This window comes from Pseudomonas sp. DWP2-2, from assembly GCF_049897065.1.
In the GTDB taxonomy this organism is placed as follows: Bacteria; Pseudomonadota; Gammaproteobacteria; order Pseudomonadales; family Pseudomonadaceae; genus Aquipseudomonas; species Aquipseudomonas paracarnis.
The window spans coordinates 21117-41479 of the sequence record NZ_JAFCVN010000012.1 but is presented as its reverse complement, the minus strand read 5'-3'; the positions used below and the strand labels follow the sequence as shown (position 1 = coordinate 41479).

Below are 20363 nucleotides of genomic sequence, written 5' to 3'. Positions count from 1 at the left end.
ACGCTTGGCCATTTTTTTTGTGAAGTGAAGGGGCGCGTTTCACAAAAAAGCTGAGAAGACCCTACCCACATCTCACAAAAGCTGAATAGCCTAGTGAGGGTCAGTGTTTCCACTGCGCTACCGATGTGTGCCTTTACGGGGTAATGGATGAGGAGTAGTCGCAGCGATCCTTTAGCTCCAAGTCTCGCGACCTTGGGTTCAGAATCCGACGGGCAATGCCCGCCGTCACTACTTCAGAGGAACCAGCTTCCTCTGCTGCCAAAATTACGGGGGGCTCATACTGGTACCCAAACCCGACAAATGCGCAATTGCAGCCCTCAACCGCAAGGCTAACCTAGGCGGCACGCGTGTCAATCAACATCTGATGCATGGCTGTGGTCACTTCGTCTATGAATCAACCCTCCGAAAAACGCAAAATGCTCAGAATCGCCTACCGCCCTCTCAGAAATTTTGATCATCACTATTCCTGAGGCGGAACCCTGAGCCCATTTGAAGGATATTTAAACCAGGATAGCCAGCTTGTTTTCGACAGCGGTATACAGATCGATGTCCGTCTCCGGGGTTTTGATAGAGATGATCAGACTGTAACGAGCGGGGAGCGCGTACCGGTTGAGATTGGGTCGGGTTCTCCACCAGCCCATTCCAGGAAACACAGCCAGCAAGCCACGGCTTGCGAGATCAGCAGCAGTGCCTTTCCAAATGTCTTGGTGAATGGACCCTTTGTGCCTGTATTGCCCCCCCAGGAGCCAGTCGGGATCCTTGGGCGCCATCCCTTCATTCACTTGCTCAGCAGCCGCATTTACGCGTCCCACAAAATCATCAGGCCCTTCCAAAGGCCGCTTAACATCGAATCGTAGGCGGTGTGATGGGTAGTGATACTTGGACGCGGAGCCGCGAGCAGAGGGATTCGGCTCAACAAAATAGGAAAGGGTTACCTTCATCTCCACCTCTGCACCTTGAAGAGCTTCAAGCTCGTCCTTTGGCCAAGGGATGTTGTGGAGATTCATCTCCTTCGTATCGATCTTCCCCTTACCTTTCTTATAAGGGTAGAGCTGGTCTTCCACCACCAAGGTGAGAGTGTTGCTCGCACTCCAAAGAGCACGTTCAAGACTTGGTTCTCCCCAGCCGGCATGTCGAATGAGGTTTACGTAGTCCGATTTCACTGGGCGAGCAGGGAGATAAGCCTCGCGCATAGCTTCCGACCATTCTGCTGAGTGAACAATCAGGGCGCGGACTGTCTCTGGACGCAAGGCCGGATACTGAACCAGAATTTGGGCCGCCATACGAGAGCACAATGCCGACGCTGCGCTCGTAGCGTTAAAGGTACAGAATCGTCTTGCCTCGAACTCATTCTTTGCGGTGAGCAAATTAAGGCTCGCCATCCCCGCTGCGCCATATCGGTCCTTGGCAGCATTGCCCCCCTCAAAAACCACGTCCGGTTTCAATGGCCAGGCACTTTCCCACGTAGCAGAGGTTGTGGTGAAGGGGCTGAGCCCACCTTCTTGCGCTATTGGTTCATAGGCAGTGGGTCTCGTGTCCATTTTACGGGTACAGGCCCCCACTGTCAGAGCGTTCCAAGCCTGCCCCGGATCATGGATCAGGTTGGTGCTCAAGCTCGCGGGATAAAGCATCCAAGCGTTGATGTCGCGAATGTTCCCGGCCGATTGGATAAACAGCCTGGGGAACTCACCTTCGTTATCGGCATCCGCAGCCAGGCTATCCAGCTTTGAAGACCAGGAGGATGGGCGACCGCGGTCACGATAGTCCTCGGCGCTAACTGCTGAATTAAAGACCCTGGATCGATCCGCGTGGCTAATTTCTGGTCGCGCCACCCCTTCAGCAAAAAGCGATGCATGAAGCAGTGCGTTCCCCTCGTTCGCCCCATGGCTTGGAAGAAGCTTCACCGACTCAAGCCGATGATGAATGCTCACACGTTCAAGTGATGATAGGCAGTCGGTAAGATCGCCATAGGCTGCGAGGGCTGCCATACCGGTGCCGTGGTTCTCCTCATCGTGCTTACCCCACTGAGGGTTTACGGTGTGAGTATCCTCTTCCTCGATCAGTGGACTGAGCAAGGGGTGGGCGCGATTGACACCAGAATCCAGCAAACAAATCCTGGGAGCGTGACGATTGACTGCTGGGAAATCAGTTCTCGCAACCAATTCATCCAGCCATTCGATTTGCTCTTCATTGGCCAAGTCATCGAAACTGTCTGCGGTTTCTTTGGCTCGACGAAGCTCAGCGACGCAGTTGAGCCCCATCACCGATTGCGAGAATTGGCGCTGGGAACCTTTCATCAGCACCACAGTTCGTTCGGGAAAATCAGCTCGTGCTTCGCTGACTACGCATCCACTACCTTCGACGATCTTGGTGAAATCGTTAATAACGGCCTGGCGCGCACCTCGTACCGGAAGCCACACCTCCCACCAAAACTCTTTTGATTTGTCGTCCGGCAGCAAATCTGGATCGTCTGTCCATAACGCTTCCAACTCGGCGTTGCGAATCGATTCGATCGTGTTGACTAGGTTACGGTGGTCTCGGGGATTACCGTTCTTGTCCTTCTTCTCCTGAAGGTACTCCGTAACGATCCTCTCAAAGTGGTCGAGCTTGCCATCGGGGACGAAGACGTTGGCAATGGTCTGGTCTCCCTCTTGGCGTACGCTGAGGAGTTCGATTTTCTTGCGCTCATCACCAAGGCTTTGGAAAGCCATTTCCACATCGGGCTGACCGACGAACTGGATTTGCAAGCCCAAGCCGCTTTCAACATCTATCCCCTGTTGAAAGTTCTTAGCTGCTTCGGCCATTGGCTTCAATGCGTGCAGTTGATGCTGAAGTGACGCACCATGCTGCTGCCTTGGCAAATCTGGGATCTGCGGTTTTACGCCACCCTTAGAGGCATGTGCCGTGAAATCTCTCGGCTTAGAATTTTTTGGCAGTATTAAGTGTTCACGCTTTGCGTTTCTTTTGTCCGGCATGGCTCGCTGCTACGTTGTTTTGCCAATTTCTGGCTGAGCAGTTGGCGGTCCATCAATGCCTTGCCCAGCGTCTGTCCTTTGACGCGTTCTTCATCGTGCATAACGGCATCTTTGATAGCGTCATCCACCGCCCGCCGGATTTCGGCATAGCTCAAACCAGCAGCCTTTTCCCCAATGGCCTTGGATGAAAAGGGCTTAGGCGCGAAATGTCCAAGCCGTGAACGAATAAGACTCGATGCTTGTTCAGCAGTCGGTAAGTGATACTCGATGACGTCATCGAAACGACGAAATAAGGCGTAGTCAAGGATCTCGGGGTGATTAGTCGCAGCAATGATTAAGCTATTTGATTGGTCTTCTTCGATCATCATCAAAAAGCTATTGAGTACCCGGCGTATCTCGCCAACATCGTTTGGCATTCCACGCTGGGAACCAATTGCGTCGAACTCATCAAAAAAATAGACACCACGGACTTCAGCTATGGCATCAAAAACCTGCCTCAGCTTCGCCGCAGTTTCACCCATAAACTTGGTAATAAGCGTGTCCAAACGGACAAGAAAGAGCGGCACCCCGAGCTCACCAGCAAGAGCGGATGCAGTCATGGATTTACCCGTTCCTGGGGGGCCCACCAATAGCACCTTCCTGCGAGGAGAAAGCCCATGCTCTCGTAGACGAGAAAACATTCGTTGCTCTTTCAGCACTCGTTGCAACTGAGCTGATGCTGCTTCGTCGAGAACCATTTCAACGAAACGATCTTTTGGATAGGTAACGCTCAGCAAGCCCGCCATTTCGCCGCGAGGCTTGGCAAGGGGTGTGGGGCTATTGCGTCGACCTTCAAGACTCACGCTGCTTTTAGCAGCATCGATCATGTCGCGCAGATCGGTCGCGAGCTTGCCATGGCCCGATTTAGCTTCGCGCGCGGCAACCTGCATCGCTACGGAATAGAACTGACTATCATCCCGTTCGATGTGAGATTTCACGAGCGCTTTGAGCTGTTCGGCGCTGGCCATTTCTGTTACCTGATCTCTGCAAAAAAATGCCCAATCCGTGGCTATGGCGACGACGCGGTGCTCAGGATAGGAGGGAATCAATGACTCGCATCCTGCTCGCCAAAGCAGGATTACGTTATGCCACCATGGTAGCAGTTAGAGTCAAGGGAGACGACTCTATTCCTATGAGCGGTGTCCTGATTTGAGTTTGAGGGATCGCCCCCATTGAGACCTCGTCTGAGACTCAGGAACACCAGGATGGGCGTCAAGGAGGTGGTCATTTTGAGGTGGACTATGCTGACCAGTTGCTCTCAAATCTAATCGTGAGGTCCTCCATGGCAAACCCCAATCTGCTGGCTCGATTCAGAGATGAAGTCCTTCTGGCCGGGCCTGAAAGCTCCCTACCTAGCAACCTATCTCAGTTCTGGCTTGAGGAGCTCCAGAATCATCTGGAGAGGTATTTCGACGGTTTGAACTCGGAGTCAGATGCAGAAGAGAAGGATCTCGACATCTCCCTCCCACTCGCAGCGATCATCCACATCTTGTTCGCAAAGAATGGTGGGGAGGAGATATCCGAGAGCTCTGAAAAGCTGTACGAGTATTTCCAAGACTACCGGCTCGAACTGGCCCTTGAAGAGATCACGCGAAAGACTCATGTGGCTGCCGAGGCTGCAACCATTGAGACCATCTTCACCAACCGAGACGTCCTGGTGGAGCAAAGCCCCCTCCTTCAATAGGTACCTCCACCGATGTCATCGCCGGCGGGCACGCTCCGAGGCATTGATGGAATGCATTTTGACGGCTGCCGAGATCAGCGAATGAAAGAAATTGCTGCGCCGATGTTCGATCTAATCGCTTTGTCGCTTCCACGAGGGTTGGGGTTTGGGGACAGCCCGCCAGTAGGGGCATGGCTTAGTGAGGACGGAATTTCTTGTGCCGCTCTAACCCGAAATATCCATTCCGGCAGCTTCGGAATTGTCACCTTGCGGCGTCGTGTCGATAGCGTGTGGGTGATCCTCAGCCATAGTGAGTGCACCACTGGCGAGTCCGAAGCCCGCGCCTCAATCAGCCATTTTCTCAATACCCAAGCCCATCCGCTTCCACTCCCTTCAGGTGAACGACGACGTGCTCCTCTAAGCAGAATGGGTAAGCGCACACCAAGCGTGGTGTTCAAATCACTATTTGATCCAAGCCGCCGTATTGGGGCGTGGGCGCTGAATCAACTGTATCTCGCACTGCCATCCCCAGACAGAAATTGGGTTCCCGATTGCCAGACTGAGAATTTTCACACCCGCCTTTGGGAAGCCCACCTATTAGCGATTTTTCGTGAACAGGGACTCTTGGTCACCCAGCCTAAAGAATCACCCGATTTTCACATCCAGAATAGGCTGGGAGAGGAGGCCTGGGTTGAAGCAGTGACAGCCAACCCGGAAGAGCGGTATGAGCATTTTGGCGCCTCGCCGGTCCCCCCACCCGCTGACCGACATGAGCGCTTCTTAGGAGCGGCTGCAGAAAGGTTTGCGAGGACCATTCAAAACAAATTGGACAAGCGTTACGAATCCCTACCGCACGTGGAGGGTAAACCGCTCATTCTGGCCTTAGCCGATTTCCATGCGCCCAGTTCAATGCTGTGGAGCAGGGAGTCGCTCATCAGCTATCTCTATGGCTTTGCAGTTCACTCGTCTGCGCATCGTGGAACGCACCTGATAACTGTGGAGGAAGAGACATCTCTGCTATCAGGGCGCCCCAACGGCCTATTTACGCTAAGGGAAAATGCCCATCTTTCAGCGGTCATTTTCACCAATGCCTGCACAGTGCCAAAGCTCAGCCGAGTGCCGATCTCAGGCGGAGCTCATCTAGACGGGTACCGATACTTGCGGTTTGGTGAGTTTTTCGACCGTTCTCCAGGAGCATCACGAGGCATCCCATTTCTGTTGGATGTAGCGTCCAGCGACTACGGTCAGCTCTGGCCGCAATATGGCTACGAGCCGTGGTCTGCTGAAGTGGAGGTCTTCCATAACCCTAAGGCACTACACCCGGTGCCTAATGAGCTGATACCAGAAGTCACCCACTGGAGAGAAGTAAACGGAAGAGTCGAGTGCGAATCTTTATTTGATGTATCCATACTCCGATCCAGGACACTCGTCCTCAGTGCAAACGCTAAGGTTCCGTCACTCGATGAGTTGCTGACAGCAACCAGTCTTCCAGAGCTCTGACGGCGGCGGGGTGATCGCATCTTTGCCCCGCAGATAGATGAGGATTTTTCAGCAAGATACCCGACCAGGGAAAGACATGAGACCCCCTGCGCAATTCAGAACCGTTGAAGCGTCACCTCTCATCGGGTAAAAGCATGACCTTCTTACAACGTTAAAACAGCGTCATCCCGAGAGCATAGGAAGAGAAATGTCGACCCAAGGACTAAACCGATTCATCGGACGCAAGATTCACGCAGTGATAATGATGGCCCCACTTAAGCGGGAAATGATACGCCTCGGCATATGCACCGTCATGGCAATTGTTCTGAATGTCATCTTGTATACCGGCGTTGAAATAGACGGTACCATCAAGCCCTGGGCAGAAACGCCGATAAAGCTATTTGCATCGTCGATGCTATTTGCCTTCATGATTAAGGCATTTTTACCACTTCTCGGGTGGACCATTTTAAAGGCAGTGCTACTCAGTGCAAACAATGCCTTCAGCGGCATACTGAGTTTTATGGGGAATCAGTTCACGGGCGTCATGTACTGCACCGGAATCATCCTGGGATCTATTACGATTAAGCAGTATATGATTTCTGGGGTCTTAGATTCAGAAATGGTTTCTCTGTCTGCTATCGTATTTGTCTCAGGGCTTATGTACTTCTTTATACTGCAATGCGCCATTCAAAAAACCATGAGTCCGGCTCTGCGTACACCAGCAGCACCCCGTTCAACCACTAAGCTGTGACTATTCCGCCTCTGGCGCTCAGTAGAGGCTCGATCTGCTGAATCCTCACTCATGCATACGTAGCCATTAATGGCCAGGCTCGCCTTCGACTTTATGAAGATGGCGAGCGTGCACGTGCCTGATTGCGCATGTATTCCGAGATGAGATTTCCGAAGTTGATGTCTGCCTCTTCAACGAGAATATTGACGTGGCAGTACAGCTCTTCAGGGCCTCGTAGATAATTGAAAATCCTAGATCTAACGATGCCGCAAACCCCTTTTTTGACCGCCGTAGAGGGGAGGTTGATAACATCGCCGACGCACGGAATAAGTGCTAAGCCATGGTCGCTGTTGAAGATAATGTCAGCTGGACAGGCATCAATCCTGGCATGCGATTGCCCTTGCGAAACCTGCTGATAATCAATGCTATACCTCATGTACAGCCTACCTCATTTGTTGGGTGAGGAATCAGCGCTGCGGACCGTAAACAGAAATCTCAAGCTCGCAAGCGACGGGACTATATAGCCGATTTTCGATACTTGAGAGCTTGGCAATTATCGCTTTTCAAGCACATACCCTACACCCCGAAGCGTATGTATCAATTTGGTCTCGAAAGGGTCATCTATCTTGGCTCTGAGTCTTCGAATCGACACCTCTACAACGTTTGTATCGCAGTCAAAATTCATATCCCAAACCTGCGAGATAATTTGTGTGCGGCTCAGCACCACACCGGTATTACGCATCAGGTAATGCAGTAGCGCGAATTCTTTCGTGGTCAGGTCAATACGCTGACCGTCCCTGAACGCCCTGTGCCGGCTCTGATCAAGCTCTAGGTCTGCGACGCGAATGACCTCTACGGATGCCGGGTGATCCGACCTGCGCATCAAGGCGCGAACCCGGGCCAACAGCTCAGGGAACTCAAATGGCTTGATCAGGTAGTCATCTGCGCCGTTCTCCAGCCCCCGGACCTTATCCGCCAGCCGGCTTCTCGCCGTCAGCATCATGATGCGGGAAGGGCAATTTTTACGGCGCAACAACTCAAGAACCTGCCAACCATCCATCTCTGGCAGATTTATATCCAGGATAATCAGCTCATATTCGTGCTGCTTAGCCAAGAATAATCCATCTGACCCGGTGTGGACGCAATCTACGACATAGCCACATTCCGTCAGACCTTGACGCACATACTCCGCAGTTTTTACTTCATCCTCAATTACCAGAATTCGCATGGGATTTTGTCTCGATATCACTGAGCAATTAACCGCGCACGCGCGCCGGCATTATTGAAAGGGATGGTAAATCAAAATGAGCGTGCCGGGGCTCAAATGACGGATTTGTAATTTCTAGGTAATACAGTTGATAGTCTGGCGGTATATCTTGTCGCGGTTTGGGTTTGACAGTTGCGGGCCCTCTCTCCAGCAGGTGATTTGACCTTATGAAGTATTGGGTTATTTTATTCTTTGTGCTGGCTTCGTTCCGCTCAGATGACGGCGAGGTCGCTCACATTGAAGAGACTGGTCATTGGTGTAGTCATGAACTTCACCGGCATGCGATGCGTACAATCGAACGCCTACTTGAATTCTAGGCAAAAAAAAGGCGCCCAATGGGCGCCAAATATCCACCTTTTACCAAAGGAGCACTTAAGCCACTCAAGGTGAATGCGTAATGCTCGTTTTACTAACAGGACCAGCCAATGGATAACTGGCCCAGTTAGCGAATTACAGAATCGAAAGCGGGTACTCGATGATTACACGAGTTTCATCCAGATCCGATTCGAAAGCAGTGGCACGCGTGGTTGCCTGGCGCAACCGGAAGGACAGATCTTTTGCCGGACCGGTTTGGACAACGTATTTGACTTCGACGTCACGCTCCCAACGCTTCTGATTGTCGAGCGGGTTGCCGTTGTCGTCGGTGCGCATGTAGAACTGGTTAGCGTTCGAGTAATCCGCGCCCGAGCCTCTGGCGTAGCGGGTCATGAACGTCAGGCCTGGAATGCCGTAGCTGGTGAAGTTCAGGTCATAGCGCAGCATCCAGGAACGCTCTTTCGGCGAGTTGAAATCGCTGTACTGGATGGAGTTGTCGACGAAAATCGAGTCCGACTGACGCAGGTAGTCGAAATCGTCGTCGCCGTTGTTGCGCTGATGCGACAGGGCCAGGGTGTGGGCACCGTAACGCACACCGACCTTGGCACTCCAGATATTGTTGTCGAATTCACCCAGGCGCTTCTTACCTTCATCTACGGCTTTGTAGTAGTTGAAGCCACCGATCAGCGCCAGATCGTCGCTCAGCGGGTAAACCACGCTGGTGCCGGCGTAGTACTGATTCCAGACGTCTTTCAGCTGGCTGGCGTAGACGCTCACAGTCCAGTTGTCGTTGATCGAGTAGTCACCACCACCGTAACCGATCCATGGCGAGTTGACCGGGCCGCCGTAAAAGGTCACGAAGTTGTCGTTCAGGTCACTGGAGACTGGCTGGCTCATGGCGTGCAGTCGACCACCCTGCAGGGTGAGGCCCTGGATGCTGGTGTTCTCAACGGTCACGCCGCGGAAGCTTTCTGGCAGCAGGCGAGAGTCGCCGGATGCAACCACCGGGGTCGATGGGAAAACATCACCCACTTTCACGATGGTATCGAACAAGCGGACTTTGGCTGCGCCGCCGACCTTGGTGTATTCGTCGCGAGCTTCGCCCTTGTTATCAACGGGTAGCACGTCGAAAGAGCTACGGCCGCCGTTGCGCCCATCACCGGTGTCGAGCTTGAGGCCGATCATGGCGAAGGCATCAACGCCAAAGCCAACTGTTCCCTGGGTAAACCCAGAGTTGAATTTGCTGATGATCGCGTGCGCCCAGGCTTCGGAGTAGCCATTGGTGTTGCCCTTGCCACTGTTGTAAGTGGGGGCGGTGCTGTCGCGGTTATCACGGTTGAAGTAGAAGTTACGGTTCAACACTGTAAGGCTGCTGCCTTCAATGAAGCCTTCTGGTTTGTCTTCAGCCTGTGCCGAAATAGCATAGCTTCCAGACAGCGCAGAAACTGCCGCCAAATACAGTGGTACTTTGATTTTCATCCGATGCTCCTTTGATTCACGGCAGTTTTTATTATGTTTACCGGCGCGGGTGTCGTTAATTGTTCTGACCCGGCGGCGCGCCTAGCGTAGCGCGAGCTAATATTTGCAGGCCGAAGATAACGGGAGGGTGATAGGACAATTACAATTTCGTCATCTACCTGTTGTTCGGCGCCTTCGCACCGCGTGTTTGCCATCTCCGTTGCTTGTATCGAAATCATCGTGTCGGGCTGGGTTTCCCAGTATTTACGGGCATTACAAAGCTTTCTTACGAAATTGTAATTTTCTAGCCACCCCTCTGATAGCTACCGCTCATTAGAGTGCCATCACCTAATCAAGTGGGGCTTGGCAGCTGTTTCGGCGTTCTCGCCAAGCTTTATCGAAGTTTGTGCACGAGGACCATCAAAGTGCCCCGGTATAACCGCAATGTCTTACCCAAGACCCCCGTCTCGCCCTGGAAGATCGCTGCACTCTGTGCAGTCATCTCTGGGTTGATGGCTCCTGCAGCCCTTGCCCAAAGCATCAGCTTGCCTCAGGCGCTTTCGACGGCCATGGATGCCAACCCAGACCTGGCCGCTGCCAGGCAAGAGATTGGGATCGCTGATGGTGCTCGCAAGCAGGCCGGGCTTATCCCCAACCCCACAATCTCGTATGACGTGGAAGACACCCGTCGTAACACCAGCCAGACGACTGTCTCTCTCAGCCAGACCCTTGAGCTGGGTGGCAAGCGGGGGGCTCGTGTTGACGTCGCCACATACGGGCAGACCGCCGCACAGCTTGAGTTAGACCGTCGCGTTAACGGCCTGCGTGCAGACGTCGTCCAAGCCTTTTATGCCGCGTTGCGAGCCCAGACAGGTCTCGACCTGGCCAAGCAATCTCTCGAATTGACTGAACGCGGTCTTCGCATCGTCGATGGCCGTGTTCGCGCAGGTAAATCGTCCCCAGTGGAGGCGACCCGCGCTCAAGTGCAACTGGCCGAAGCCCAGCTGCAAGTTCGACGTGCCGAAACGGAAAAAGCGACCGCTTACCAACAGCTCGCTCAAATTACCGGGAGCTCAGTCACCGTGTTTGATCGACTCGAATCGCCAACCCTCTCCCCGGGCTTGCCACCTCGCACTGAAGATCTGCTGGCAAAGCTCGATCAGACCGCAGAAATGCGCCAGGCCGTGGTGCAGATCGACAAGAGCGATGCCTCGCTCGGTTCAGAGAAAGCTCAGCGTATCCCGAACCTTACCGTCAGCGTAGGTAGCCAGTACGACCGCTCTGTGCGCGAGCGAGTCAACACTGTGGGCCTGTCTATGCCTTTGCCGCTGTTCGATCGTAACCAGGGCAACATTCTTTCCGCTTCTCGTCGTGCAGATCAGGCCCGAGACCAGCGCAATGCTGTGGAGCTGCGCCTGCGCACCGAAACCCAAACCGCGTTGAACCAGTGGTCTACCGCCATGCAGGAGGTCGAGTCCTACGACAAGACCATTCTGCCGTCAGCCCAACAAGCCGTAGATACCGCAACCCGCGGCTTCGAGATGGGCAAATTCGGCTTCATCGAAGTGCTGGATGCCCAGCGCACCTTGATCGTCGCTCGTGGCCAATACCTCGAATCGTTGGCAGCGGCGACCAATGCGCGTGCGCAGGTGGAAAGGGTTTATGGCGAAGTCGGCTCAACTGCCGGCGCTCGCTGAACGGGCCAAACATTTTCTTCGGCACACAGCCTTGAACAAGCCGGTGCCTACGATCAGCAGGAGTAGCAATGGATAACAAACGCAAGATCGCCCTCGCGGTAGCCGCTGTGGCAGCCCTCGGATTTGGCAGCCTTGCCTGGAACAACAGTTCCGGACAGCAGGCCGCCAGTACCGCCGAGCATGGCGCTAACGATGGCCATGGCGACGAAAAGAAAGCCGCATCTGCCGCCAAAGAGGAAGGTGATGAGGGCCATGGTGAAGAAGGCCACAGCGAGGAGGGCGGTGAAGAAGAGGGCAAGCTGACGCTCAGCGCTGAACAGATCAAGGCAGCCGGTGTTGCCCTGGAAGCTGCAGCGCCTCGTGACCTCGGTACCGTCGTGAGCTTCCCGGGCGAAATCCGCTTCGATGAAGACCGTACTGCCCACGTGGTTCCTCGTGTTCCTGGCGTTGTCGAGACTGTCCAAGCCAACCTGGGTGAGACGGTCAAAAAAGGTCAGGTCCTCGCTGTAATCGCCAGCCAGCAGATCTCTGACCTGCGCAGCGAACAACAGGCCGCACAGCGTCGCGTCGAACTGGCGCGTGTGACCTTCGAGCGCGAAAAACAGCTGTGGCAGGACAAGATTTCTGCAGAGCAAGACTACCTCCAAGCACGCCAAGCGCTGCAAGAAGCGGAGATCTCCTTGGCCAACGCCAAGCAGAAGGTCGGTGCGATCGGTGCCTCGGTTAACTCCGTTGGCGGCAATCGTTACGAACTCCGAGCTCCCTTCGACGCCGTGGTAGTGGAGAAACACCTGACCGTTGGCGAAGTTGTCAGCGAGGCAACCAACGCCTTCATCCTTTCCGACCTGAACCAGGTCTGGGCAACCTTCGCTGTACCGCCTACAGATCTGGGCAAGGTCACGACTGGTCGTGCGGTGAAAGTCTCTTCGCCTGACATGAACGTCGAGGTCGAAGGGAAGGTGGGTTATGTCGGCAGCCTGCTGGGCGAGCAAAACCGTGCAGCTACTGTCCGCGTCACCTTGACCAACCCCAACGGCGCTTGGCGTCCAGGCCTGTTCGTGAACATTGCGGTCACTTCCCAGACCGATCGCGTTGCCGTAGCGGTACCTGAGCACGCAGTGCAGACCGTTGAAGACAAACCCTCGGTATTCGTACGCACCCCAGATGGCTTTGACACCCGCCCGGTAAAACTGGGTCGCCGCGACAATGGGTACGTGGAAATCATCGACGGTATTGAAGCCGGCGCCCAGGTAGCAACCAGTGGCAGCTTCACACTCAAGTCCGAGCTCGGCAAAGCTTCTGCCGAACACGGTCACTGATGCGAACTGACAGGATGATTTCTCATGTTTGAACGTATCATCAGATTCGCCATCGAGCAGCGCATCGTAGTAATGATCGCTGTTCTGATCATGGCGGGTATCGGTATCTACAGCTATCAAAAGCTGCCCATCGATGCGGTACCCGATATCACCAACGTCCAGGTGCAGATCAACACTGCAGCGCCTGGTTATTCGCCCTTGGAAACCGAACAACGGATCACGTTTCCAGTTGAAACGGCCATGGCCGGTCTCCCGGGCCTTCAGCAGACCCGTTCCCTGTCTCGCTCTGGCCTGTCTCAGGTCACCGTGATCTTCAAGGATGGCACAGACATCTTCTTTGCCCGCCAGTTGATCAACGAGCGGCTGCAGGTTGCGAAGGAACAGCTGCCCGAAGGCGTAGAGGCCGTCATGGGTCCGGTATCTACCGGCCTCGGCGAGATCTTCCTGTGGACCGTTGAAGCCGAAGATGGCGCGGTCAAAGAGGACGGTACGCCGTACACCCCGACCGATCTGCGCGTGATCCAGGACTGGATCATCAAGCCTCAGCTGCGCAACGTGCCGGGTGTAGCCGAGATCAATACCATCGGCGGCTATGCCAAGCAGTTCCTGGTTGCGCCGGATCCTAAGCGCCTGGCTACCTACAAGCTGACCCTCAATGACCTGGTCGCAGCGTTGGAAAGTAACAACGCCAACGTCGGCGCCGGCTACATCGAGCGTAATGGTGAGCAGTTGCTCATCCGTGCGCCGGGTCAGGTAAGCAGCATCGAAGACATCGCCAACATCGTGATCACCAGCGTGGACGGTGCACCGATTCGCATCAGCAGCGTTGCTGACGTCAGCATCGGCAAAGAGCTCCGTACAGGTGCTGCTACTGAGAACGGCCGCGAAGTCGTGCTCGGTACCGTGTTCATGCTGATTGGTGAAAACAGCCGTACCGTATCTCAAGCTGTCGCCGCCAAACTGGCGGACATCAACCGCACCCTGCCAAAGGGCGTAGTGGCTGTGACCGTTTACGACCGTACCAACCTGGTTGAAAAAGCCATCGCGACGGTGAAGAAAAACCTGGTGGAAGGCGCGATCCTGGTAATCGCCATTCTGTTCCTGTTCCTCGGCAACATCCGTGCTGCACTGATCACCGCGATGGTGATTCCGCTGTCCATGCTGTTCACTTTCACAGGCATGTTCAACAACAAGGTCAGTGCCAACTTAATGAGTTTGGGGGCACTCGACTTCGGCATCATCGTCGACGGTGCCGTGGTTATTGTAGAAAACGCGATCCGTCGACTGGCTCATGCGCAGCATAAGCATGGCCGCATGCTCACCAAAACCGAACGCTTCCACGAGGTCTTTGCCGCGGCGCGAGAAGCTCGCCGGCCGCTGATCTTCGGTCAGCTGATCATCATGGTGGTGTACCTGCCGATCTTCGCCCTCACCGGCGTCGAAGGCAAAATGTTCCACCCGATGGCCTTCACCGTTGTGATGGCGCTGCTGGGTGCAATGGTCCTGTCCGTTACCTTTGTTCCTGCAGCTATTGCCATGTTCGTCACTGGCAAGGTGAAGGAAGAGGAAGGCGTGGTCATGCGCACAGCTCGACTGCGCTATGAACCGGTTCTGCAATGGGTGCTGGGACATCGGAACATCGCTTTCTCGGCCGCAGTAGCCTTGGTCGTGCTCAGTGGTGTGCTGGCAAGTCGTATGGGTAGCGAGTTCATCCCAAGCCTCAGTGAGGGTGACTTTGCGATGCAGGCCATGCGTGTGCCTGGAACGAGCCTCACTCAGTCTGTCGAGATGCAGCAGCGTCTGGAGAAAGCGGTGATTGCGCAGGTGCCTGAAGTTGAGCGGATGTTCGCACGCTCGGGTACCGCAGAAATTGCATCTGACCCGATGCCGCCGAACGCCTCTGACGCCTACATCATGCTCAAGCCTCAGGATCAGTGGCCTAACCCGAAGAAGCCTCGTGATGAGCTGATTGCTGAAGTGCAGAAGGCCGCAGCGGGTGTTCCAGGAAGCAACTACGAGTTGTCGCAGCCAATCCAACTGCGTTTCAACGAGCTGATTTCGGGCGTGCGTAGTGACGTCGCTGTGAAGGTCTTCGGCGATGACATGGACGTGCTCAACAACACCGCCAACAAGATCGCGGCAGCGCTCAAAGCGGTCCCGGGCTCATCGGAAGTGAAAGTTGAGCAGACATCCGGCCTGCCGGTGCTGACCATCAACATTGACCGCGAAAAAGCAGCACGCTACGGCCTGAACATCGCGGATGTTCAGAACTCGATCGCTATCGCCGTGGGTGGCCGTCAGGCCGGCACGCTGTATGAGGGCGACCGTCGGTTCGACATGGTAGTACGCCTACCAGAGACCGTTCGCACCGACGTAGCGGGTATGTCCAGCTTGCTGATCCCGGTACCTGCCAATGCGGCACAGGGTGCCAATCAGATCGGTTTCATCCCGCTGTCCCAGGTCGCCAATCTGGACCTGCAACTGGGCCCGAACCAAATCAGCCGCGAGAACGGCAAACGTCTGGTTATCGTCAGCGCCAACGTTCGAGGCCGCGATCTGGGGTCCTTCGTTGAGGAGGCGACCGCATCGCTGGACAAGAAGGTGCAAATCCCTGCGGGCTACTGGACGACTTGGGGGGGCCAGTTCGAGCAGCTGCAGTCGGCTGCCAAACGCCTGCAGATCGTTGTTCCAGTCGCCTTGCTGCTGGTCATGACCTTGTTGTTCCTGATGTTCAACAACCTGAAGGACGGCATGCTGGTCTTCACCGGTATTCCATTCGCACTCACCGGTGGTGTTGTGGCGTTGTGGCTGCGGGACATCCCACTGTCGATCTCGGCAGGTGTCGGCTTCATTGCACTGTCCGGCGTTGCAGTACTGAACGGCCTGGTGATGATTGCCTTCATCCGCGGGCTAAGGGAGGAGGGACGAACGCTCAGACAGGCAGTCGATGAAGGTGCATTGACCCGTCTGCGACCTGTTCTGATGACAGCCTTGGTAGCGTCCCTGGGCTTCATCCCGATGGCTTTGGCCACCGGCACCGGTGCCGAAGTTCAGCGGCCATTGGCGACGGTGGTGATTGGCGGGATCCTGTCCTCCACCGCACTGACCTTGCTGGTACTGCCTGCCCTGTATCACTGGGCACACCGCAAGGATGAAGACGGCGACGAGGCCGAAGTGGTTAGCTAACAGCCTCCGCTAAAGAGAAGCCCACAACACGTGTTGTGGGCTTTTTTGTTTAAAGTGAAGTAGATGCACTTACCTTTCAAAATTGTAAGTTTCTCGTCATGCCGGTGATGCCTATGCATTGCTAAGGTTACGCCCGAGAAGTTTTGAAATTGAGAGGGTTTTATGAAAAAGCTAATTATCGCTGCTGCACTTGTTGTTTTCTCGGTGGCTTCGCAGGCCAACACTTTCTCCGAGAGCAAGCAGCTGCAATACACCAAGGAACACCAGACCGCAGTGGCCAAGTACGCGGAGAAAAATGGCAAGCCAATGCCAGAGATTCAGGATTACAAATATGGCATGAAGATAGACGTTGCGAAATTCGTACGTCAGTCGCAGGACCCCCGTACCTGCCAGGTCTACCCACGGTTGATGACCTTCGAGGACTCCCAGGGCACGCTCAAGACTGTTCGTTACTCGATGTATTCGCAATGCATCAACAACAAGTAGTAAACGATTTGAACAGAACAATTAGAGAATTCATAAATGCCAGGCAGTGCCTGGCATTTTTTATTACGCCCGATACCCCATAGCTTCGAAATGTTAACGCCTGGGCTCGGGCAAACCGTGCAATAGATCTTAGCCAACCAACAGAGACGGCTCCCCAACTGCAGAGGGCAATTGGAAGCCTTGACCCCAGAAGGGACGAGTTATGAAGAGTTTGCTTGAACGCCCTGATGACCAAGCCGGGCATGAAGGTCATAGCCATGAGCATGGCGGCATTTTTGGAATGAACACAGAGCTGATTTTCGCGCTGATCTGTGGTGCTCTCCTGGGTGCCGGAGCTCTCGCAGGAAAACTTGGCCTGATTGATCGTCTGCCTCTGATTCTGTATGTGTCGGCCTACGTGTTCGGTGGATGGTTCACCACTAAGGAAGCGGTTACCAACATCCGTCAGAAACGCTTCGAGATCGACTCGCTGATGCTTCTCGCCGCAGTCGGTGCCGCGAGCATTGGCGCCTGGGCGGAGGGGGCTCTGCTGCTGTTCCTGTTCAGTCTGGGGCATTCCCTTGAAAGCTACGCGATGGGGCGGGCCAAGAAAGCGATTGAGGCACTGTCCAAGCTCGCACCGGCCACTGCGATCGTACGCAGAGCAAATGGCACGGCGGAAATGCCCGTGGAGCTGCTGGTTCCCGGTGACGTTGTCATCGTGCGTCCCAATGACCGCCTGCCGGCCGATGGTTTTGTAGTCGTAGGCTCCTCAAGTATCAACCAGGCGCCAGTGACTGGTGAGAGCGTCCCCGTGGACAAGCAACCTGTCGCTGATGCCGAACTCGCACGCAGCAAGCCAGATGCAGTGGATGCAGCCTCGAAAGTCTTCGCCGGCACCATCAATGGCGAAACGCTCATCGAGGTTGAGGTAACACGGCGCTCTACGGAAAGTACCTTGGCGCGGGTCATCAAGATGGTCAGTGAAGCCGAAGTCAGGAAGTCACCGACCCAGCGATTCACGGACCGCTTCCAACGCATATTCGTCCCGTTGGTTTTACTGCTGGTAGTCGGGCTGCTATTTGCCGGCATTTTCCTTGACGAGCCGTTCCGTGACTCGTTCTACCGGGCGATGGCCGTACTGGTTGCAGCCAGCCCCTGCGCGCTCGCGATCGCTACACCAAGCGCCATTCTCTCTGGCATCGCCAGGGCAGCCCGTGGTGGCGTGCTGATCAAGGGCGGTGCGCCACTTGAAGAGCTTGGCTCCTTGAATGCCATGGCATTCGACAAGACCGGTACCCTGACCGAAGGGCGCCCACGTATCACCGATGTAATACCGGTAGGTGGTACGCAAATTGAGGATTTACTAAACGTCGCCATCGCTGTGGAGTCGATGAGCGACCACCCGCTGGCTGCGGCAATTGTGCGTGACGGTGAAGAGATGATTGGTACAAGGCGCCGATTCCAAGCCAAGAACATGAGCAACATGATTGGCCGCGGCGTGCGTGCTGAGCTTGATGGGCAGTTCGTCTGGATTGGCAAGGTCGAGATGTTCGGTACCAACGGTATTCCCGCACTGAGCAAGGCAGCCTTGGAGGCTGCGGAGCGTCTGCGTCAGTCGGGCCGCACAACCATGGTGGTACGTCGTGCTGATAAGGATCTGGGCGCTATCGGGCTATTGGACACGCCCCGAGAGGGTGCCAAAGAGGCACTCCAGAAACTCAGAGAGATGGGCATCGACCGCATGGTCATGATTTCTGGGGACCACAACCGCGTTGCAGAGGCGGTAGCCAAACAAGTTGGCTTAGATGAGGCGTGGGGAGACCTGATGCCGGAAGACAAGGTCAAGGCCATCAAGAACCTGCGCCTTAGCGCCAGGGTGGCCATGGTGGGTGACGGCGTGAATGATGCCCCTGCCATGGCCAATTCGAGCGTTGGCATCGCAATGGGGGCTGCCGGATCTGATGTCGCCCTGGAAACGGCTGATATCGCGCTTATGGCTGACGACATCAGGCAACTCCCATTTGCGGTGGGGCTGAGCCGTCACACGCGATCGATCATCCGCCAGAACCTGTTCGTCAGTTTGGGGATTGTGGCCATTCTGGTTCCGTCCACCATCATGGGCTTGAGCATTGGTGCTGCTGTTGCGATCCATGAGGGCTCCACCTTGTTGGTTGTCTTCAACGCTTTGCGCCTGCTGGCCTACCGCAAAGACGCGTGATAACTCATTTGATTGGGTCGAAAAAAATCGGGGGCGCAAAAAGCGCCCCCGATTTTTTCGTCCGCTAGTGAGTAATTAGAAGACGTATTGCAGGCGGGTCACGATGGCATTGCCGCTGTCGTCGCCCACGGTATTCTCGTTGTTGTCGGTGCGGACGTTGATGTAGTTGGCACTGACTTTCACTGCCTCGTTGACGTACCAGTTCACACCAACAGTGTGGCTCTTGGCCTTGCGCTCATTCGACTGATCGGCTGCAGTAACCAGGTTGCCGTCTTCAACCTTGATGTCGTCAAAGCGGTAGAAGACTTCCCAGGCACCCAGCTCCTTATTCTCTGGCTTGATAGAGTCGAACTTGGCACCGTCAAGCTTGTAGATACGCGGCTCACCGGTCAGGGTGTAAGCCATCTGGGCGTAGTAACCGGAGGCCTTCATGTCGTTGTTGGCCTGGTCAGCTTTCAGCTTACGGCGAAGGTATTCCGCTTGCACCGAGAACGGGCCGGTGGCCCAGGCTCCTTCGAGACCCCAGACCGAATCGTCCTTCCACAGGCCATCTTGTGCAGCAGCACCGCCAAACAGCATGCGGTTGCCGTTGGTACCGGCATCGCCGCCACCATTGGTATCTACACCGCGAACACCCAGACGCGAACGAATCCGGGTATCGACCGCACTGTTTTTGAGGTCGCGGTAGGCGTACTGAGCACCGACGTGCAGGACGTTGCCATCACTGTGCAGCGGTGCGAACACGCCACGAACGTTGTAGCGCTTGGTGCTGTCGCCATCCGAGTTGTTGTTGGTTTCGCTGAAAACGCTACCGGAGACATAAGCCATGTCAGCGATGGTGCTGGTGGCTTGAACACCCATGCCGGCGTTGTCGTTGATCCAGTCCGCCAGGTCGTACGAGAGGTTCCGCTCCATGGCGGTGGTCCACTTCGAACTGGTGGCTTTCTCAAGACCGAAGTCGGTGTAGAAACGACCGAATCGCAGTTGGACCGGCTTGAAACCGGTGTAGGTCAGGCTGGCTTCGTCGAAGTAGCCGTCGGAGTCGTTGCCCGTGTTGCGGGACAGGTCATAGTTGAGCTGATACTTCCAGTCGCGGTACAGAACGCCGCCGAGCTCAAGGTAGGCGCGACGGAAGTAGCCTGCGTCAGCGGTATCGCCATTCTTGGTGAAGACACCATCGAAACGGCCGTAGTCGGCCTGAACTCGGCCGCCCAGTTTGAAACTGAATTCCTTGTCAGAAGTCGATACTTCAAGACCGCCCTTGGTCTTCAGAACGATGTCAGCTCCGTCAGTGGTTACTGTTCCGGAGAATGCTTGCGAGGAAAATGTGCCTATTATTGCGGCAGCCAACAGCTTTTCCCGCATGTTCGAAGAACGGATCATTGCTTGCCTCTCGTATGTTAAGTGCTTAGCTACCGACGTTATATTTCGCCCTACGTCGGCCTAAATTTATCTTGCAGATGGGAGCAGGCCACGGTTGTCACCTGCTGTAACAAGATGCCTTTGTTTTAAGCACTCTGACTAGATTGCAAGCGAATATGACAGTTGT

General features: G+C 55.0%; 14 protein-coding genes. 8 read left to right on the top strand and 6 right to left on the bottom strand.

The window, feature by feature from the left end; all coding sequences use genetic code 11:
• Positions 1–500: 500 nt before the first annotated feature.
• Together ACP7CZ_RS21955 and ACP7CZ_RS21950 are read right to left on the bottom strand one after the other, a co-directional pair.
• A complete protein-coding gene (locus ACP7CZ_RS21955) occupies positions 501–2975 on the bottom strand; it encodes a S8 family peptidase (RefSeq protein WP_169912143.1) in 2475 nt (824 codons plus the stop codon).
• On the bottom strand, positions 2939–3982 hold the full coding sequence (locus tag ACP7CZ_RS21950) for an AAA family ATPase (RefSeq protein WP_169912189.1): 1044 nt from the start codon (positions 3980–3982) through the stop codon (positions 2939–2941). The genes ACP7CZ_RS21955 and ACP7CZ_RS21950 overlap by 37 nt, the downstream gene beginning before the upstream one ends.
• 314 nt (positions 3983–4296) lie before the next feature.
• On the opposite strand from ACP7CZ_RS21950, the gene ACP7CZ_RS21945 reads away from it, so the two are divergent.
• From ACP7CZ_RS21945 to ACP7CZ_RS21935, 3 genes are all read left to right on the top strand, one after another.
• The gene (locus ACP7CZ_RS21945) at positions 4297–4698 is read left to right on the top strand and encodes a hypothetical protein (protein WP_169912142.1); all 402 of its coding nucleotides are present in this window, start codon (positions 4297–4299) and stop codon (positions 4696–4698) included.
• Between the two features lie 81 nt (positions 4699–4779).
• The gene (locus ACP7CZ_RS21940) at positions 4780–6177 is read left to right on the top strand and encodes a hypothetical protein (protein WP_223625449.1); all 1398 of its coding nucleotides are present in this window, start codon (positions 4780–4782) and stop codon (positions 6175–6177) included.
• Positions 6178–6364: 187 nt separating this feature from the next.
• Entirely contained in the window at positions 6365–6907 is a 543-nt protein-coding gene (locus tag ACP7CZ_RS21935; protein ID WP_169912140.1) for a hypothetical protein, read from the top strand.
• A gap of 91 nt (positions 6908–6998) precedes the next feature.
• Here ACP7CZ_RS21935 and ACP7CZ_RS21930 read toward each other — a convergent pair whose 3' ends face one another.
• The 3 genes from ACP7CZ_RS21930 to ACP7CZ_RS21920 all read right to left on the bottom strand — a co-directional run bounded on the left by ACP7CZ_RS21930 (position 6999) and on the right by ACP7CZ_RS21920 (position 9947).
• Entirely contained in the window at positions 6999–7322 is a 324-nt protein-coding gene (locus ACP7CZ_RS21930; protein ID WP_169912139.1) for a hypothetical protein, read from the bottom strand.
• 117 nt (positions 7323–7439) lie between these two features.
• Complete coding sequence (locus ACP7CZ_RS21925) at positions 7440–8114, bottom strand: heavy metal response regulator transcription factor (protein ID WP_003253420.1); 675 nt, start codon at positions 8112–8114, stop codon at positions 7440–7442.
• A 489-nt stretch (positions 8115–8603) separates the two neighbouring features.
• Positions 8604–9947 (bottom strand): OprD family porin, encoded by a 1344-nt coding sequence (locus ACP7CZ_RS21920; protein WP_009395919.1) that lies wholly within the window; start codon positions 9945–9947, stop codon positions 8604–8606.
• Between the two features lie 404 nt (positions 9948–10351).
• Between ACP7CZ_RS21920 and ACP7CZ_RS21915 the strand changes: the two genes are divergently transcribed.
• The 5 genes from ACP7CZ_RS21915 (at position 10352) to ACP7CZ_RS21895 (ending at position 18814) form a co-directional block, all read left to right on the top strand.
• Positions 10352–11623, top strand: a complete 1272-nt coding sequence (locus ACP7CZ_RS21915) for a TolC family protein (RefSeq protein WP_169912138.1) — start codon at positions 10352–10354, stop codon at positions 11621–11623.
• Between the two features lie 68 nt (positions 11624–11691).
• Entirely contained in the window at positions 11692–12942 is a 1251-nt protein-coding gene (locus ACP7CZ_RS21910) for an efflux RND transporter periplasmic adaptor subunit (protein ID WP_169912137.1), read from the top strand.
• A gap of 24 nt (positions 12943–12966) precedes the next feature.
• Positions 12967–16128: a CusA/CzcA family heavy metal efflux RND transporter gene (locus ACP7CZ_RS21905; RefSeq protein WP_216891571.1), complete on the top strand. Its 3162-nt coding sequence runs from the start codon at positions 12967–12969 to the stop codon at positions 16126–16128.
• A gap of 162 nt (positions 16129–16290) precedes the next feature.
• A complete protein-coding gene (locus tag ACP7CZ_RS21900) occupies positions 16291–16614 on the top strand; it encodes a DUF2790 domain-containing protein (protein WP_003253432.1) in 324 nt (107 codons plus the stop codon).
• Positions 16615–16816: 202 nt separating this feature from the next.
• The gene (locus ACP7CZ_RS21895) at positions 16817–18814 is read left to right on the top strand and encodes a heavy metal translocating P-type ATPase (protein ID WP_169912135.1); all 1998 of its coding nucleotides are present in this window, start codon (positions 16817–16819) and stop codon (positions 18812–18814) included.
• A gap of 75 nt (positions 18815–18889) precedes the next feature.
• Here the strand turns inward: ACP7CZ_RS21895 and ACP7CZ_RS21890 are convergent, their stop codons facing one another.
• Positions 18890–20197, bottom strand: coding sequence for an OprO/OprP family phosphate-selective porin (locus tag ACP7CZ_RS21890; RefSeq protein ID WP_019438068.1), 1308 nt, complete (start codon positions 20195–20197; stop codon positions 18890–18892).
• Positions 20198–20363 lie beyond the last annotated feature (166 nt).

Coding starts and splice junctions, on each gene's coding strand:
- ACP7CZ_RS21955 (WP_169912143.1), bottom strand. CDS start 2,975: ATGCCGGACAAAAGAAACGCAAAGCGTGAACACTTAATACTGCCAAAA.
- ACP7CZ_RS21950 (WP_169912189.1), bottom strand. CDS start 3,982: ATGGCCAGCGCCGAACAGCTCAAAGCGCTCGTGAAATCTCACATCGAA.
- ACP7CZ_RS21945 (WP_169912142.1), top strand. CDS start 4,297: ATGGCAAACCCCAATCTGCTGGCTCGATTCAGAGATGAAGTCCTTCTG.
- ACP7CZ_RS21940 (WP_223625449.1), top strand. CDS start 4,780: ATGAAAGAAATTGCTGCGCCGATGTTCGATCTAATCGCTTTGTCGCTT.
- ACP7CZ_RS21935 (WP_169912140.1), top strand. CDS start 6,365: ATGTCGACCCAAGGACTAAACCGATTCATCGGACGCAAGATTCACGCA.
- ACP7CZ_RS21930 (WP_169912139.1), bottom strand. CDS start 7,322: ATGAGGTATAGCATTGATTATCAGCAGGTTTCGCAAGGGCAATCGCAT.
- ACP7CZ_RS21925 (WP_003253420.1), bottom strand. CDS start 8,114: ATGCGAATTCTGGTAATTGAGGATGAAGTAAAAACTGCGGAGTATGTG.
- ACP7CZ_RS21920 (WP_009395919.1), bottom strand. CDS start 9,947: ATGAAAATCAAAGTACCACTGTATTTGGCGGCAGTTTCTGCGCTGTCT.
- ACP7CZ_RS21910 (WP_169912137.1), top strand. CDS start 11,692: ATGGATAACAAACGCAAGATCGCCCTCGCGGTAGCCGCTGTGGCAGCC.
- ACP7CZ_RS21905 (WP_216891571.1), top strand. CDS start 12,967: ATGTTTGAACGTATCATCAGATTCGCCATCGAGCAGCGCATCGTAGTA.
- ACP7CZ_RS21900 (WP_003253432.1), top strand. CDS start 16,291: ATGAAAAAGCTAATTATCGCTGCTGCACTTGTTGTTTTCTCGGTGGCT.
- ACP7CZ_RS21895 (WP_169912135.1), top strand. CDS start 16,817: ATGAAGAGTTTGCTTGAACGCCCTGATGACCAAGCCGGGCATGAAGGT.
- ACP7CZ_RS21890 (WP_019438068.1), bottom strand. CDS start 20,197: ATGATCCGTTCTTCGAACATGCGGGAAAAGCTGTTGGCTGCCGCAATA.